The sequence below is a fragment of the Vibrio sp. 661 genome (genome assembly GCF_033339315.1).
Taxonomy (GTDB): Bacteria; Pseudomonadota; Gammaproteobacteria; order Enterobacterales; family Vibrionaceae; genus Vibrio; species Vibrio alginolyticus.
Genome location: NZ_JAWOUJ010000001.1, coordinates 282,758 through 298,455 on the forward strand (window position 1 = coordinate 282,758; position 15,698 = coordinate 298,455).

12 protein-coding genes and 1 riboswitch are annotated in these 15,698 nt (G+C 45.9%); of the genes, 4 read left to right on the forward strand and 8 right to left on the reverse strand.

The features are described from left to right. Positions 1-53: 53 nt before the first annotated feature. A complete protein-coding gene (nfsA, locus tag R7P69_RS01245) occupies positions 54-776 on the reverse strand; it encodes an oxygen-insensitive NADPH nitroreductase (RefSeq protein ID WP_170893944.1) in 723 nt (240 codons plus the stop codon). Between the two features lie 195 nt (positions 777-971). On the opposite strand from nfsA, the gene R7P69_RS01250 reads away from it, so the two are divergent. Both R7P69_RS01250 and R7P69_RS01255 read left to right on the forward strand, forming a co-directional pair. Further along, positions 972-1,613 (forward strand): MarC family protein, encoded by a 642-nt coding sequence (locus R7P69_RS01250; RefSeq protein WP_005374889.1) that lies wholly within the window; start codon positions 972-974, stop codon positions 1,611-1,613. A 190-nt stretch (positions 1,614-1,803) separates the two neighbouring features. Next, positions 1,804-2,676 carry a patatin family protein gene (locus R7P69_RS01255; RefSeq protein WP_005374891.1) on the forward strand — a complete coding sequence of 291 codons (873 nt, stop codon included), beginning with the start codon at positions 1,804-1,806 and terminating at the stop codon, positions 2,674-2,676. A 53-nt stretch (positions 2,677-2,729) separates the two neighbouring features. Here the strand turns inward: R7P69_RS01255 and gbpA are convergent, their stop codons facing one another. The 3 genes from gbpA to R7P69_RS01270 all read right to left on the reverse strand — a co-directional run bounded on the left by gbpA (position 2,730) and on the right by R7P69_RS01270 (position 6,722). Beyond that, complete coding sequence (gene gbpA / locus R7P69_RS01260) at positions 2,730-4,193, reverse strand: N-acetylglucosamine-binding protein GbpA (RefSeq protein WP_054574884.1); 1,464 nt, start codon at positions 4,191-4,193, stop codon at positions 2,730-2,732. Positions 4,194-4,291: 98 nt separating this feature from the next. Next, positions 4,292-4,392: riboswitch (cyclic di-GMP riboswitch) on the reverse strand. 267 nt (positions 4,393-4,659) lie between these two features. Next, on the reverse strand, positions 4,660-5,160 hold the full coding sequence (locus tag R7P69_RS01265; RefSeq protein ID WP_005384595.1) for a fasciclin domain-containing protein: 501 nt from the start codon (positions 5,158-5,160) through the stop codon (positions 4,660-4,662). An 80-nt stretch (positions 5,161-5,240) separates the two neighbouring features. Then, positions 5,241-6,722 carry a cryptochrome/deoxyribodipyrimidine photo-lyase family protein gene (locus R7P69_RS01270; RefSeq protein WP_017820144.1) on the reverse strand — a complete coding sequence of 494 codons (1,482 nt, stop codon included), beginning with the start codon at positions 6,720-6,722 and terminating at the stop codon, positions 5,241-5,243. Between the two features lie 108 nt (positions 6,723-6,830). Between R7P69_RS01270 and R7P69_RS01275 the strand changes: the two genes are divergently transcribed. Beyond that, positions 6,831-7,136 (forward strand): DUF6482 family protein, encoded by a 306-nt coding sequence (locus R7P69_RS01275; protein WP_005374898.1) that lies wholly within the window; start codon positions 6,831-6,833, stop codon positions 7,134-7,136. A 68-nt stretch (positions 7,137-7,204) separates the two neighbouring features. On the opposite strand, the gene R7P69_RS01280 is transcribed toward R7P69_RS01275, so the two are convergent. Both R7P69_RS01280 and R7P69_RS01285 read right to left on the reverse strand, forming a co-directional pair. Next, complete coding sequence (locus R7P69_RS01280; RefSeq protein WP_054574886.1) at positions 7,205-8,185, reverse strand: rhodanese-related sulfurtransferase; 981 nt, start codon at positions 8,183-8,185, stop codon at positions 7,205-7,207. 464 nt (positions 8,186-8,649) lie between these two features. Beyond that, positions 8,650-9,945 carry an alpha/beta fold hydrolase gene (locus tag R7P69_RS01285; RefSeq protein WP_238952430.1) on the reverse strand — a complete coding sequence of 432 codons (1,296 nt, stop codon included), beginning with the start codon at positions 9,943-9,945 and terminating at the stop codon, positions 8,650-8,652. Positions 9,946-10,155: 210 nt separating this feature from the next. On the opposite strand from R7P69_RS01285, the gene R7P69_RS01290 reads away from it, so the two are divergent. Beyond that, complete coding sequence (locus tag R7P69_RS01290; RefSeq protein ID WP_238952436.1) at positions 10,156-11,313, forward strand: D-alanyl-D-alanine carboxypeptidase family protein; 1,158 nt, start codon at positions 10,156-10,158, stop codon at positions 11,311-11,313. An 83-nt stretch (positions 11,314-11,396) separates the two neighbouring features. Here the strand turns inward: R7P69_RS01290 and R7P69_RS01295 are convergent, their stop codons facing one another. After that, positions 11,397-14,054, reverse strand: a complete 2,658-nt coding sequence (locus tag R7P69_RS01295) for an alpha-amylase family glycosyl hydrolase (protein WP_318121231.1) — start codon at positions 14,052-14,054, stop codon at positions 11,397-11,399. 129 nt (positions 14,055-14,183) lie between these two features. After that, complete coding sequence (locus R7P69_RS01300) at positions 14,184-15,647, reverse strand: helix-turn-helix transcriptional regulator (RefSeq protein ID WP_238952439.1); 1,464 nt, start codon at positions 15,645-15,647, stop codon at positions 14,184-14,186. Positions 15,648-15,698: the final 51 nt, after the last annotated feature.

Sequence of the window (15,698 nt, forward strand, 5' to 3'; positions counted from 1 at the left end):
AAATTCTAAAGGCCTCTTCAGAGGCCTTTTTTGATCCTATCGTACTGTAGTCATCACCTTTTAGTGAGCCCTTTTCTGTTTAAGTAAGGCAGGATGTGCGGACGTGATTCGCCAGCCAGTTTACTGGTGACTTCTTGTGACCAAGTACTCTGTTTTTGATTGCTCGAACGGTTTGCATAGTAGTTTTGCATAGTTTGGTCATACGTCTGAATATCATCCAAGCTTAGGTCTTGATACTGATTTTCATGCACCACGACATGCTTAGGTAGGCGAGGTTTTACTTCAGGGGCTTGATCTGGATGACCAAGACACATACCAAATAAAATGGCGGTATTTTTAGGTAAACCTAATAATTCGTCTACTTTTTGGGCATTGTTTCGTAAACCACCAATATACACACCTCCTAGTCCCATCGACTCCGCCGCAAGCAAGCAATTTTGTGCCATGATGCCCGAGTCTACAGCGCCTATTAGCGTTAACTCGGTAAAATCAGCTTGAACATCTGGGTTGATACTGGCGTGGCGCTGGTAATCAATACAAAACACCAAAAACTCAGCCGCGCTTTCAACGTACCCTTGATTTCCGGCATATTGAGCTAATAGCGTACGTTTTTCTTTGTCGGTCACGCGGATAATTGAAACGACTTGCAACATGCTTGATGAGGACGCCGCAAGGCCGGCTTGAAGAATGGCATCTAATTGTTCGCTCTCAATCGGTTGTGAGGTGAATTTTCGAATTGAGCGGTGATTGAGAATTGTTTGAATCGTGCTGTTCATGGTGACTTAACATCCCCTGTTACGTGTAAAGGCTGAAGACTCACCTTAGCGACATTTGATGAGTCGGTAAACTATCTCAAAAGAAAAACAATGCTTGGCGCATAAGTGTGAAGACGAATCGAGAATACACCACTCGTTCTGTTTGAGAGCGTATATACTGTTTTTAGAATCAATAATTTAAATGCAGTGGAAAATATGAAAGAACTCATTGTTCATACAGTTACGGTGTTTATGGGCTTCTTTGCCATCATGAACCCTATCGCCAATATTCCCATCTTTTTGAGTTTAACTGCTGATGAAGATAAAGAAACCATCCGTTCTATTGCGCTCCGCTCGGTTTTTATTGCATTTATTATCATCGCGATATTTTCTATTGCCGGTAAGTTAATTTTTGATTTGTTTGGTATCACGCTTTATGCATTGCGAATAACAGGCGGCATTTTGGTGTTTTTGATAGGTTTTAACATGCTTCAAGGTGATTCGACGCATCAGAAAACCAAAGAGAAGGCGTATTCACCAGCTCAGCAACGGGCGGCATTGAGTATTGCAGTGTCTCCACTGGCGATGCCAATATTAGCTGGGCCTGGAACGATTGCTACCGCGATGAACTTTGCGACAGCGGGTGGTTTCGATCAAACCATTATTACTATCGTTTCTTTCGCTGTCCTGTGTGTGATCACCTATGTACTGTTTTTATTTGGAGACAAATTGGTCAAAGCGGTTGGGCCAAGTGCTCTAAATGTTGTGACGAAAATGATGGGCTTAATTCTAGCGGTTATTGGTACTCAAATGTTCATTGATGGCGCGGGCGAAGCCTATAAAACGGTTTTCTCCTAGATTTCTCTTAGGCATTGCCACCTTGGTTCAACCCGCAATTACATTTCTAACGGGTACGGATTTTTTGAACTTTAGTTTTCATTTTCTAAGAGAGAAATAAATAGACTTCACCTATTTCAATAATAAGAATATTCAATTGTTGTGATTGCACGAATTTCATTACTCTTTTGGCAAGGAGAATGGGGGAAATATGGCAACAAAAGCAATTGTAGTAGAAGGTGGCGCGATGCGAGGCGTCTTCGCAAGCGGAGTGTTAGATGCGTTTTTAGAGCAGAGTTATAAACCGTTTGATTTTGCAATCGGTGTATCTGCTGGTGCATCAAATTTGATTGGGTATTTGACCGACTACCCGCATCGCAGTATTAACGTCATTACTAAGCTGGCCACAAGCAAACGCTTTTTTGACCCGACTCGCTTCGTTAAAGGTGGGGACCTCATCGATGTGAAGTGGCTGTTTGAAGAATCTAATCGCTTGTATCCCGTCGATGAAAATAAACTGTTTAATGGCGTTCCTTTTCTCGCAGCGACAACAAATGTAGATACAGGGCAGGCAGATTATTACCGCGTGACACGTGATAATTTTCACCATGCGATTGAAGCGACAACAGCATTACCGATTGCCTACAAGCATACCCCTTGTTTTTCTGGCGGTTGTTATACCGATGGTGGGGTCGCTGATTCTATCCCAGTGCGTGAGGCTTATCGTCGAGGGGCTCGCGACATAACCGTAGTACTCTCTCACCCACTGAATTATGCCAAAAAGCCAGTTAAGACCACATGGCTGATGAAGAAACTTTTTGCGGAGCACCCCAAAATGGCGGATGCGATGTTAAGACGTGCAGATAACTATAATCAATCATTAGAGTTTATTCGTAACCCTCCACCAGGAACACATGTTAGGGTGATTGCCCCACCAGATAATTTTCATGTTCAGCGCTTATCAATGCGACAATCCGTTTTACTAGAAGGGTATGAAATGGGGCTGATTGAGGGGCGAGCGCATCTCACTAGTTTATCTGGTGTTCATGGTTTAGACCGAGAAAGCTGTCATTTTTGCGTTTGATTGTAAAAGAGCCTCATCGTGAGGCTCTTTTTACGTAACGTTCAAAGGGTGATTTAGTTGACTTTATCCCAAGCCATCTCCCAGTGTGAACCTATTCCAGGCTCGTAATGGTTTGCGCTTTCTTTCCACTGCATACAGTAACCAGAGTATGGGAAAGGTTTACATTGATAAATGCCCCCGTCGCTGGCAAGCACTTTTGTGCCCGCCGTGTAGCTAGATAGTCCTTCAGGGAAGACAAAATCGTACTCACCAGATGGTGGTGGAGTAACTGACTCTTCTTTTAAGTGAAAGTCGAGTGTTTGCTGATCCACCAAGTTGCCATCTTTATCCTTAATACGTGTTACGAGCATATGGTGACCCGGCTCCGATTTACTTAAAGCGAGCGATATCGCCTCTACCGAGCCGTCTTTCATTTCGTTTGCCCAACTTGCAAGTGGTTCGCGATGGTGGTTGTAAACGGTGAGTTCTGCATTTAAATCGCCTTCAGCAGTTAGTGTCAGATCCAACGTTGTCGGTGTTGACTCAATGATATATTCGTCTGCTAAGCCATCTACTGTGAGTGAGTATTCTGGAACAGGAGTTTCAATGTTATAACCGATCTCTACTCGCTCAAGGCTGCTATTTGCTTGCAGATACACCGGATTAGTACCATAAACAGGAGTGAATTTATCCTCTGCATACTGCCCAGCTTGCAGTTTTGCTTGTTCTTGGTTTAGCTTAGTCGCGAGTGCGTAAGACCAGTTTTTCGCTTGGCCCATTGCTGCATCGGTAATTTCTAGTTCAGTTCTATACGCTATGTTTTCACCTGCTTGATCAAATACGCGCGTATAAACCGAATCCCCAATATTTAAATCCATTGTAGGAATAATTTGACCGCCTTGCTTCCAATCTGGAATAACGGGACTGTCACCATCAAATTTCACATCGATCACGTTATAAAATGAGGCTGCAGTGTCGCCAACATCCCATACTGCCAGGATGACATGGTATCCCTCGCGAGTAGGCACATTACATTGATGGCTTACCTGTTTCGGGGGTTGAACCATATTGCCGTCGACGACACAGAAAGGAGTTAGATCAAAAGAGTCTCGTGATAGTGAAGCGTTTGGGTTCCAATCAGGCTTGGTGATGTAATATTTCCAGTCGCGCGTCACGTGGTTAGCGGTAAATGTCCATTCAAAAGTTTGTGTGCCTGCTTGAATAGGACGTTTTACCCAACGGTCGGCAGTTTGCTCATCAAGGGCAGCTGCTAAAGCGGTTTCGGCACTCGCTATTTTACCATCGCGAGGCCCTGTTTCGGGAAAGCCATCAGGGCCTTCAACGCTTTGCGGTTCATATTGAATCGCACCGCAGTTATTATTTTTTTCGTTAGTATCTGGCGTTGGATACTTACATAGTGCCGAGCGACTTGCAGCGACACCACCATTGGTTTCTGATACATAACCGTGAGCCGCAGCACCTGAGCTAATGCTTGCAAGTGCTAACGCGAGTACGGATTTGGTTGGAAATGATTTCATCACATGTCCTCTGTTATGGCTGACAAACTAGTGTCACACCCCGGCGCATGCTGAGCATAAAGCAACGCTACAGAAATTGGACTTCTGTAACACTGCGTCATGGTAACCCCGCTATCATGAGCATTCTTTTAGATTTTTAAATGCTGACAGACCGGAAGCTTTGCGTCCCACCCTTTCGAATGGTTTGCCGAAATGTGATTGAGCAGCCAAAATTTAGCTTAAGAATTTACATGTGGAAAAGTAAACGTCACTGACATGGAATCCTGTTCTCAAATTGAAAGATAACGATATCTTAACCTCGTCAATATTGTGCAGTGTCGTATTGCAAGGTATTGATTTTAATTTTGTTTTTATCCTTTTTATAGTCATGGTGAATGAGTGGGGGTGGGGATAAGTGGAGAGGAATCGTGCTAAGGGTGGAAGAAGTTCTGTCTAAAGGGCGGATTGTACCGCCCTCTGAATGGTGTTATTTCGGCATGATGACAGTATCAATCACGTGAATGACACCGTTTTTAGCTTTCACATCGGTTGCAATGACATTTGCATCGTTAACCATGACTTTATCGCCCATGGTTTTAATCATCACATCTTGCCCCTGAACCGTAGTCGCTTTGTCTAGCTTAACAACATCGGCAGCCATCACTTTCCCTGGGACGACGTGATAAGTCAAAACAGATACTAACTTGTCTTTGTTTTCCGGCATTAAGAGCATGTCGACTGTGCCGTCTGGCAGTTTTGCAAAAGCGTCATCCGTTGGTGCAAAAACAGTAAATGGGCCTTCCCCTTTGAGAGTGTCAACCAGGCCCGCTGCTTTCACCGCAGCAACAAGCGTATTGAAAGAGCCATTTTCAGCGGCAACGTCGACAATATCGGCTTTCATCATGCCATGCTCATGAGCCTTGACGGGCAACATAAAAGATAACGTCGCCATCAGTGTCGCCGCGATAACTAAGATACGTTTGAACATAATGTGTTCCTTACTAGTTGAGGGTACAACGGGTTCCCTGGAGTGTGTTTGCATTTGTACGCATTGTGATTGAGAGATGATCATCGCGTCCTACTTTCTTTTGAGGGTCTAACATGTCGCGCAAGAATTCGTCTGCCTTCTTGTTTCACATCGGCTCGTTTCCGCCACGTCCATAAGCGCTCTCTTGCTGCCTTAGCTGCGTTGTCTGGTGTGATAATAGGTGCAAGGTAACGGCTATCTGGCTGCAACTGATACATGACAGCTTCCATCTGGGTCATTGTCCAAGGCTCGAATAAAAGAGGGGGAGGAACCATTTGCAATTCAGGTACCCACTTGTAGATGAACGTGCCGTCAGGATCATGTTCTTGGGCTTGCTTGATCGGATTATAAATACGGATTGTGTTAGTCCCGGTTACTCCTGCTTGCATTTGGAATTGTGGGTAATGAATTCCGGGCTCAAAGTCGAGAAACAGTTGCGCTAAATGCGTTACACCTACTCGCCAATTCATGTTCATGTGGTGAGTAAGAAAGCTAACCAGCATGGCACGCATGCGAAAGTTAATGTAACCAGTGTGGTGCAAACAGCGCATGCAGGCATCAATCAAAGGTACGCCAGTATGCCCGGATTTCCATGCTGCTAACTTTTCTTCATCGAAAGTACTACTTTGTTTAATCAATGGTTCGTAAGCCCGATTAACGCAGTAAAACTCCATGTCGTATTCCGATTCGAATTTTTGGATGAAGTGACAGTGCCAATGAAGCCGTGAAGACAATGCAATTAAGCTGCGACGAAACCCAGCGACTTGCCAGTGTTTCAAAAGGTATTGATAAACTTCACGCAAGGATATGTTACCCCAAGCGAGATATGGAGAAAGTCGAGTACAGGCTGTGCGTGAGGCTGTGGGACTAGAAATGCTTCGATAGTAATCACGACCTCGACGATGGAAAAAGTCCTCTAGTGTTTTCCAAGCGAGCCGGCTTCCTCCCGTTTGCATTCCTTTGCATTTTGATAGCCAGGATGATGGTGGCGAAAACGAACAGCCGAGAGCTTCTGCATCCAATGAATGCAATAAGTCGGTTTGGAGCTCAATAGGGCTTATTGAGGCTCTCATGACAGAGTCCCAATGTTTGTCCCAACCTTGCCGGTTTATTGCACCTCTGATTACAGCACCGTGTTCGAATTCAAACCAGTCGATGTTCTGCTCATACAGCCAAGCGGCAACTTGTCGGTCTCGTTCAAAGGTGCAGTTGAGTCCTATTTCTTGGTGAGAAAAAACAGCGTTGATTTGATATTGCGCTTGAATTGATTGGAAACATGCTAAGGCATCGTCAAACAGCACCGTGATTCGATGCCCATACGCTTTGAGCGTTTCATCCATGTCTTGCAGTGATTGCCAAACAAATCGCCAGTGGCGCTCAGAATAGTGTGGGTTGTTCAATAGCAATGGTTCAACAATATACAAAAGCACAGTTGGGTGCTTTGTTGATAATGCTTGAGTTAGTGGTTGATGGTCAGTCAGCCTTAAATCTCGCTTTAACCACACGACATTGATTGTTTGCATCGGAATCCTCTTTGTTTCCGATGTTGTACGCAAGTAAACCGAAGAAATCTCATCCAATGATCGGTTTTATTCTACAAAACGTAGAGGTAACTTTCAGGGAGGTGACACATGGCAATACCATTGAGTAAGTTACAAAAATACTTCTATGTAGACAAATTGGTCATTCATTCGCTTGATCTCGCATTGTACCAGGCATCTGTCGTGATTGATGGAGAAGCGCAATTTATCACTGATGACAACGGTATCTTTTTGAGGGCTCATTCCCTGATCGAGATGCAAAAGAAGTGCAGGAATATCAAAGCAAATAAGCAGGTTCTAGTGCATCAAAGTGCTTATGATGAAATGGTGGGGCTACCCGAAGGCAAAAGAGACAATCAACTAGAGGTATTGGTGAGGGATACAAAATTGTATTGAAAGAGTATTGGTGCGTAGTAAAAGCGAGCCACCTTACGGCAGCTCGCTAAATATAAGGAGAGTTGGGCTTAGTCTTGTTTACGCTGCGCTTCTTTTTGCGCGTACTTAGCGGCACGTCGAGCTTCTCTTTGCTTGGCACTTTCACCACCAACATGCTGCTCGCCTCGCTGCTCTGCAAGAACAATTTGTTTTTCACGCTCGCGGAATCGAGCAATTTGTTCTTCTGAGTGTGTGCCGTGACATTTTGGACAGCTCACGCCTTGCTCGAACAATTCTGACTGTTTGTCTTCTTCAGTGATCGGTAGACGACAAGCGTTACATAAATCGTAATCTGCTTTTTCTAGCTGGTGGTTCACGGCAACACGACCGTCAAATACGTAACAATCGCCTTCCCACATGCTCTCTTCTTGAGGAACTTCTTCAAGATATTTAAGAATGCCGCCTTCTAGGTGGTAGACCTCATCAAAGCCCTGTTCTTTCATGTAAGCCGTTGATTTTTCGCAGCGGATACCACCGGTACAGAACATCGCAACTTTCTTGTGTTTTGCCGGGTCCATGTTTTCTTTTACATAGTCTGGGAATTCACGAAAGGTTTCAGTATTTGGGTTTACAGCGCCTTTGAATGTCCCGATCTCGATTTCGTAATCATTACGTGTATCGACAACAAACACTTCAGGATCAGCAATAAGATCGTTCCACTCTTGAGGTTTCACGTAAGTACCCACTACGTGGCGAGGGTCTATACCTTCAACACCTAATGTTACGATCTCTTTTTTCAATTTCACTTTGGTGCGATTGAATGGCTGGGTCTCAGAATACGACTCTTTGTATACGGTGCCAGTCAAACGAGGTTCGTTGTTTAGCCACTCCAGTAGCGTATCAATACCTGCACGATCAGATGCAACAGTACCGTTGATACCTTCACTTGCCAGTAGTAATGTTCCGCGAATATGGTGTTTTTCCATCAACGCAAGTAATGGCTCGCGTAGCTCTCGATAGTTATTCAGCTCAACAAACTTGTACAGCGCACAAACTACATACTGACTCATGAGGTTTCCTTTAAAAATACAGGTGGTCAACGACCTTAAAATTTTAGCGGCACGAAGTATACCTGACTAAACTAGTCGGAAATACGGACAAATTATACGGATATTATGAGTAGGCGGGGCCTGGCGGTCTTTGATAGGGGGAGCATGTCCGCAGGTGAAGCCGATATGTGTTCAAATTATAAGCATTAATTATAGTGAGTTAGGTAGGTTGGAGCCGATACTTTTGGCTTAAATTTATGCTGTTATTCTGTTTTAGGCCCTTCAAAAAAGTTAGGCGCAAGAAGCACCAAATAATCACCGGAGTCATTGACAAGGAAAGGACATGTCGCAGTTTTATACATGAGGTGGTGAGGGATAAAGGTTTAGGGACAAAGAGTGAATGACTGATCGCCATTGTTCATAAACCGCTATAAAACGCCTTTTCACCACATACTGAAAAGGCGTTTTTCTAACGTCTGCCGTGCTTATTTCAACGTAGCTGCGGTCTGTTTGCCCATGGCGATGAGCCTGTCGAGAATACGTTCACCGTCGGCACGTAAGCCGTTGTGCTCGTACTCATTGGTGATCCACGCTTTTGAGTTTGGTATTAACGCGAGCGTCTCTCGGCTGATATCCATTTCAACAAACATATCATCGGCGTAAACGGCGCAACTGACAGGCACTTTGTTCTGAGCCAGTTGTGTTTGATCGTACAGCGCAGTCCAATCTTTTTTCGCTGCCAATATTTCTGCGGCGTCTTTTAGTGGTTTGAGGTTAACGTATTGGTCGAACATCCATGGGAAGACCATTTCCCCCGTAAAGTAAAATGGCTTGCCAGATTCATAATTAAACTCTGATCGGGTTTGGCGAACGCGGTGCGCACTCCAATTCGACGCGAAGCTTTGGCAGTAAATCGATTCATGCAAAATGGCGTAGATCGGGTTGGTTTGGAAGTTTTGCTGCGCCAACATATCGTTTAAGAACTCATAACGAAGTTGTGGTTTGCCGTTCACTTCAATCAACGCGCTTTCTAGCCAATAGTAAGTTGGTAAGAAAGTATCACTCACACCAAAGTTGATGCCGATTTGTTGAAATTGCTCCACTGTGAAGCGTTGACCATTTGGTAGGTACTCTTCATTTTCTAGCAAGTGATTCGCAATGTTTTGGCAAAGTTGCTGTGCATTGGGAAATTGTTGGAAGAACGCTTGGTTTTTCTCCATGGTGCGTTTGAAAGTGGCTTCATACACATCGTCGGTATGACGCGAGACTGATGGCACGCCACCTGTGATGTAGCTTTGTAGCAAGCTGTCTGGGAACAAAGACAAATAGGTGAGGGAGCAAAAACCACCAAAGCTTTGACCTAAGATCGCCCATTTTTCGACGCCAAATTGCTCACGAATGTATTCCGCGTCGCGCACGATGTTATCCGCTCGGAAGTGGCTCAAGTAGTCTGCTTGTTGCGCTGGCGTGAGGTGAGCAAGCGTCTGGTGATTAATTACGCTGCTGTTGCCCGTACCGCGCTGGTCGAGAAGCAAAACTCGGTACTCTTGCAGGGCGCGTTTTACCCAGCCGTTATTGCCGTTTTGACGCGGAGAGGGAAAGCCAGGTCCGCCCTGAAAGTAAACCAACCAAGGTTTGGTCGATTCTTCATCGCCAACTAGGCAAACCGCACGGGCGAAGACTTCAATGGTGTCTTTGCTCGCGTCTTGGTAATCCAGAGGAACGGTAAAACTGTGGGGAGTGTAATGCAATCCTGCGTCGATAAATGATTGAGCGTTCATTGTTATCTTTATTTCCTTATTGAGGGGTAGCGCTACTTTACTGCGAATGGCATGAAGAACCAATGCTATTTCCCAATTGCCTCTTCAGTTCTATACCTTGATCAAATCAATGTAAGTTCAAGAAAATGAAACGATTAGCGACTGGTGCAACTGGTTGAGTGAGCTATGCTCAATAGAGTTGCGACAAAGTAAGAGCATGGAGGAAGTCGGATGAAAGTGTCACTGGCTCGATGGACAATTGTGACTTGTTTAATAAGCGTACCTACTTTTGCCGTTGTTACGCCCAACCCACCTCAGTTACAGGCAAAAGGCTACGTATTAATGGACTTTCAATCCGGTGCCATTATTGCCGAGCATAACGGGCGAGCAGGCCTTGCTCCGGCGAGTTTAACCAAGTTGATGACCGCTTATGTAGTTGGACAAGAAATCAAAGCGGGGCGTTTGAAATGGGATGATGTTGTCACCGTGAGCGAAAACGCGTGGTCGGCCAAGTTTCCCGGTTCTTCTAAAATGTTCATCAAACCGAAAGATGAAATTAGTGTTGCGAACTTAATGCGCGGCGTGATCATCCAATCAGGAAATGACGCGTGCGTTGCACTGGCTGAGCACGTTGCAGGCAGTGAACGCGGCTTTGTCGCCTTGATGAATGGTTGGGCGGAGAAATTAGGACTGCAAGACACCTATTTTGTGAACTCCCATGGTCTTGATAGTGATGGCATCCAAACCTCACCAACCGATATGGCAAAACTCATGCAGTCGATCATCAGCGATGTTCCTGATGTGTATGCGCTATACAGCGAGAAAGTCTTCAAGTGGAACGACATTACGCAGTACAACCGCAATAAGTTGTTATGGGACAATTCCATTGATGTCGACGGGGGCAAAACCGGCTACACCAGCAATGCCGGATACAGCTTGGTGAGCTCGGCCAAAGAAGGAAGAATGCGCCTTATCTCGGTGGTGATGGGTACGCCAAGTAAACAGGCTAGGATCAGCCAATCGAAGAATCTACTCAGCTATGGTTTTCGCTTTTATGACACCAAGCAAGTTGCTAAACAGGGGGAAGTTGAGTCTAAAGTTCGCGTTTGGAAGGGAAATGCTAATCAAATTGAGGCGATCTTTGCTAAAGATGCCTATCTCACTCTGCCTCGTTCAATGACGGCTGGGCTTGATAAGAGTGTGGTGTTAAATGAACCGTTGATTGCGCCGATCGCGCAAGGAGATGAGATTGGTAAGGTCGTTTGGAAAAGCGATGACAGTACCGTGGCGAGTTATCCCTTGGTCAGCAGCCAAGCGGTAGAAGAGGGCTCGTGGTTCGCTCAGCTTTGGGACAGTCTGGTGCTGTGGGTGAAATCGTTCTTTAACTAGAATAAAAACGAGCAGAAGTGTCTTTCTGCATTTTTTGTTGATGGCCGCCCAGCTAAACGCTGGGCGGTGTTTTATTTAACGGTTTATTCCGACAAGGTGATGATTGGTAAATCGTCCCAAATCTTACTTTCATCCGATGCGCCACCGGAGAAGTTCCAAGGGCCTTTGTCTTGTTCTAGCGGACGGTAAGTTGCCGAAAGGCCGTCTAAGTCCCAAGTCGTGACATAGAAGCGGATACCATCGAGCGAATCTGGGCGGCCTAGTGCATCGCTAGCAAAGTCCATTGAAATGGTGTTGTTGGCTTTGTCTACTGTCACTGTTGGTGCTGGCGTTACGGCTTCTCCCCATGTCGTCGCATTTGCTCCTTTGGTGTTGTAAATCGAGCTTTGCCAGCCAAAAACAACCGCATTGCGACTCCAGGTTCCGCTTGGCATAGAAGCGTTGATCTTAGGCAGTTCCGTCAGGTTGGTTGCGGCTTCTTCCGGTAAATCAATAAAGATGGTGAAACCCACGTGGTCGAAGCCGTTTGGTGGCAACCAAGTGTCGGTGATCTTGTCCATGGTGAAGGTCAAGCGCACGTTACTGCCGACGGTAAATACCTCGGCTTTGTTGATTGCGAGTTGGCTATTGTCTTTGTCGAACGTTGGATCCGTTGGTAGCGAGTAGTTACCGTTAGGACCGCCCATGCCATCTTGCGCATCACCTGCGTCATCAATCGTGTCGTCTGGCGTGTTCGACCAGCTTAAGTCCGACACAAAGTTCACATCTTCAATGCCTGCTTTCTTCTCCGTGGAGTAAATCGCGAAGCGGTGTTGCTGTTCGCCAATCGCAAAGTGACGGGTAGATAAAGTCACGCTGAACTGACCGTCAGCGCCCACGGTAATGGCCTGTGCTGTTTCTAGGTTACCGTCTACGACAAGGTTCAATTTCTCGTTTGCTTTAGCAGTACCAGCAATCACGATATCATCAGTGATGGTTTGTCCTTCCCAATCCTGTGCCAGTTGGATGTTGAGGTCTGGGGTATCTACAGATTGATTGCTGCTTGTTTTTGAGTAAATCACTGCTGACTTGGCTGGCAACTCAAGGGTTACGTGACCGTTTTCATCGGCGATTAACTGCTCTGGAGCGTCCGCCCAATTCGACATGATTTGTTGTTTGAAGACGGTGCCACCAACTTGTTCTACATCGAGTTGGTTCATCAACATCGGCGAGTTGGATGTATTCATCACAACCAAGACTTCGTCGTTATCCAACGTTCGAGTAAAGGCGAACACGCCCGCGCCCGCTTTATCGCTGCCAATCACTTTTATTTCACCACGTGTCATGACTTTGTTTTCAGTGCGTAGCTTGGCAAGTTCTTGAATAAACAAGTACATCTCACTGTTTTGGTCGAACGAGTCTACGTAGTTGCCATCTTCACGGTACCCTCCGGCGAACATCGCATCGCGCGCCGCTGACATCGCCTGTTCTGTCCCTTGGTAAATCACAGGGATACCCGGCACAGCCATCATTGTGATCAGCGCTTGCTTCATATCATTGACACTGCCTTGTGATAGAAAACGTGGCATATCGTGGTTATCAATGAAGTTCGGCATGATGTATGGATTCGGGAACATCGCCATCATTTTTTCAAGACGGAAGCGTAGGTAATCGGTCGGTTGTCCTGCTGCAAACACGCGAGTCATGGTTGCTTGCAATGGGAAGTTCAACACCGAGGTTAACTGCTCCGGCGAGCCGCTTTCGCCGATGTAAGTCAGCATCTTCTCTTCGCCTTCTGTGTTGTAAGGCGTAGATGTTTCGAAGACTTCACCAAAGGTGAGGAAGTTATCGCGACCAGTATCAACCGCTTGAGTCATCACACCATCGTCGGCGTGCAGGAAGTCGTTCCAGAAATCGTGCTCAACAAACTTCACGGTATCGATACGGAAACCGTCAACGCCCACTTCGCGGATCCATTTTCGGTAGCTCTCTTTTAAATAAGCGCGTACTTCAGGATCGGACGTATTTAGATCATCCAGATCCGACAGTTGCCAGGTTTTTTCTTGGACGGGATCGTTGTGGTCGGTGATGCTTGGCGTCCAGTGGTAAATGCCAGTACCGTCTTCTTTACACTCATTCATGTTGAGCGGATAAGGCAGTTCTTGCCCTGCTGGCAGCGTATTTTCAATCAAACGGAAACCTTGGCAAGGTAGGCTAGGGTCGTAATAGTATGGGTCATCGTAAGTGAAGAAGTTACCTACGTGGTTGGTCACGATGTCTTGAATCAAGAACATATTACGAGCGTGCACTTCTCGCGCTAACGCTTGGTAGCTTTCCATGTCACCAAAGTGCTCATCCACTTTTTGGAAATCACGCGCCCAGTAGCCGTGGTAGCCGCCGTAGTTTTGCTCGGCATCCCACCATTGGTTTGCCACTGGCGGTGTAATCCAGATAGAGGTAGCGCCTAGGTCTTCGATGTAGCCCAGTTTGTCACTGACACCAACCAGGTCTCCACCACTGAATTTCTTGTCTGAGGTAGGATCGTATTCATTCTGACCTTGATCGTTAAGCGTGTTGTCGCCGTCGTTAAAACGGTCGATCATCAAGAAGTAAATGATCTGGTCTTGCCAATCAGGAGATGCCACGTGGCTTCCTGTATCGGTTGGCGTAGTTTCATCGCTACCACAGCCAGAAAGAGCTAGGGCGATCGCTATAGGGAGTATTTTTATTTTATTCATAAGGTTAGGTAAGGTTTCAAACACGGTTTTTGTCTCCGTTGTGCAGCAATGCGGAAACGATAAATCAAAGGTTTGAAATTGAGAGTGTCATTTCACGCCAAAAAAGACGTGAAATGATGTCACGAAGTGCTGAATTTGAACTGTGCTACATATTTAACTGAGTGGTTGCATAATTGGGTATTGAATCGGGTAATGGTCTTTCGCGAGCTCGTTGTCGGATTCATCATAAAGGCGGAAACGGCACTGCTTTGCAGTTTGAGTGAGCGATAATTGCAGCACCCAACAAGCATAATGTAGCGAGTGTTTGGTTAAGCGCATTGCGTGAGGTGTAGGGGCATCATCGACGTAACAGTCAATCCTCGCAACGTTTTCAAGTCGGCATGCCAGTTCGACAAAGAACGTGTATTGCGCCCCAATATTAATAAGCTGCCGAGTCGGGACAATGTATTCCGTTGCGCCAATTAAAAGCCCCTTAGAAACCACGTAATCACGCTGGTGGTTATTCTCAATGTAACGTTCCCCATCGACTTCATAACAAAGGCGAAAGGTAAGGGGGTGCGCTACCGGAAGTTCGGTCGTTGCCCAGAGTTCGATGCCATGACTTAAAAAGCGCTCGAAGAAGGCGGGATAGCGCCGCCATGCACCATCACGGTCTCGACACTCAACTGAGACCACTTTTTCAAACGCAATATTGTCTACTTCCATCCAGATTCTACCGACGGGTTGGTCAATGTCGTGATCGGCTAAAGTATTCGCTTTGGCGTAGTACAAGCGGATCGGTTGTTGATTTAGTTGAGTTCGGTTATCCAAACATTGTTGGCGATATTGCATGGGTGAAAACGGATACCAACGACGAAAAGTGCGGTGAAAGTTCGAAGGTTCTTCATAACCAAGTTGATAGGCGATTTGCTGCGTTGTGAGTTGGGTGTCGGCAAGCAAAGTGAGTGCTTGCTTTCTTTTAGCGAAATCAACGCATTGAGAGTAGCTCATTTGCTTCTCTTGCAGTCGACGTTGCAAGGTGCGTTTGGAGACGCCCAGTTGCCTTGCCGCTTGCTCTAACTTGAGCGCGTAATTACTGTTTTTGATGAACAAGGCGTTCAAAACACTCAGCAATTCGGGTTGTTCAATTGGCTGGTGAGAAAGTAGCAAATAAACATGTTTCACCAGTTCAAACACGTTTGAACTCGTTTTAGAATCTCGCGTTTCCTTTAGAAAAATATCGGCCGTGAGTGGATTGTTGGCGCGAACTTGTACCTGTATTGATTCGCTTAACTCAAGCATTTCCAACTGCATTTTGAGCAAGCCAAACACCGACTCCGCCCAATTTGGCATACCGCCCGTTCTACATTCGACTTGCAGATGGATTTGGGCATCACCATGTTGCAATGTGACGTACAAACGGCGGTCGAATAATGAAACACTTTTACTCCACCAAAGCAGCCCTTCTTGGAGGTTAGGCGCTTCTTTCAACATCATGCATTGCAAGGCAACCAACTTCTCAATGTGCCAATATTCGCCGGCAATTCTCAGATGATTGTGACCGAGCTTTTTGCACAGAAAGGATGTAATAACGTTATCTTGAGGCAGCATGAGTTGAGTTTGGTTGCGAGCAAACATGCATTATTGCTGAAAAGATGAAGAAGTTCAGTGAGAACGCTCAAAGCCTTT

What these genes read in the sequence shown, in the direction of transcription:
- nfsA (WP_170893944.1), bottom strand. Translation starts at nt 776, where the DNA reads ATGAACAGCACGATTCAAACAATTCTCAATCACCGCTCAATTCGAAAA.
- R7P69_RS01250 (WP_005374889.1), top strand. Translation starts at nt 972, where the DNA reads ATGAAAGAACTCATTGTTCATACAGTTACGGTGTTTATGGGCTTCTTT.
- R7P69_RS01255 (WP_005374891.1), top strand. Translation starts at nt 1,804, where the DNA reads ATGGCAACAAAAGCAATTGTAGTAGAAGGTGGCGCGATGCGAGGCGTC.
- gbpA (WP_054574884.1), bottom strand. Translation starts at nt 4,193, where the DNA reads ATGAAATCATTTCCAACCAAATCCGTACTCGCGTTAGCACTTGCAAGC.
- R7P69_RS01265 (WP_005384595.1), bottom strand. Translation starts at nt 5,160, where the DNA reads ATGTTCAAACGTATCTTAGTTATCGCGGCGACACTGATGGCGACGTTA.
- R7P69_RS01270 (WP_017820144.1), bottom strand. Translation starts at nt 6,722, where the DNA reads ATGCAAACAATCAATGTCGTGTGGTTAAAGCGAGATTTAAGGCTGACT.
- R7P69_RS01275 (WP_005374898.1), top strand. Translation starts at nt 6,831, where the DNA reads ATGGCAATACCATTGAGTAAGTTACAAAAATACTTCTATGTAGACAAA.
- R7P69_RS01280 (WP_054574886.1), bottom strand. Translation starts at nt 8,185, where the DNA reads ATGAGTCAGTATGTAGTTTGTGCGCTGTACAAGTTTGTTGAGCTGAAT.
- R7P69_RS01285 (WP_238952430.1), bottom strand. Translation starts at nt 9,945, where the DNA reads ATGAACGCTCAATCATTTATCGACGCAGGATTGCATTACACTCCCCAC.
- R7P69_RS01290 (WP_238952436.1), top strand. Translation starts at nt 10,156, where the DNA reads ATGAAAGTGTCACTGGCTCGATGGACAATTGTGACTTGTTTAATAAGC.
- R7P69_RS01300 (WP_238952439.1), bottom strand. Translation starts at nt 15,647, where the DNA reads ATGTTTGCTCGCAACCAAACTCAACTCATGCTGCCTCAAGATAACGTT.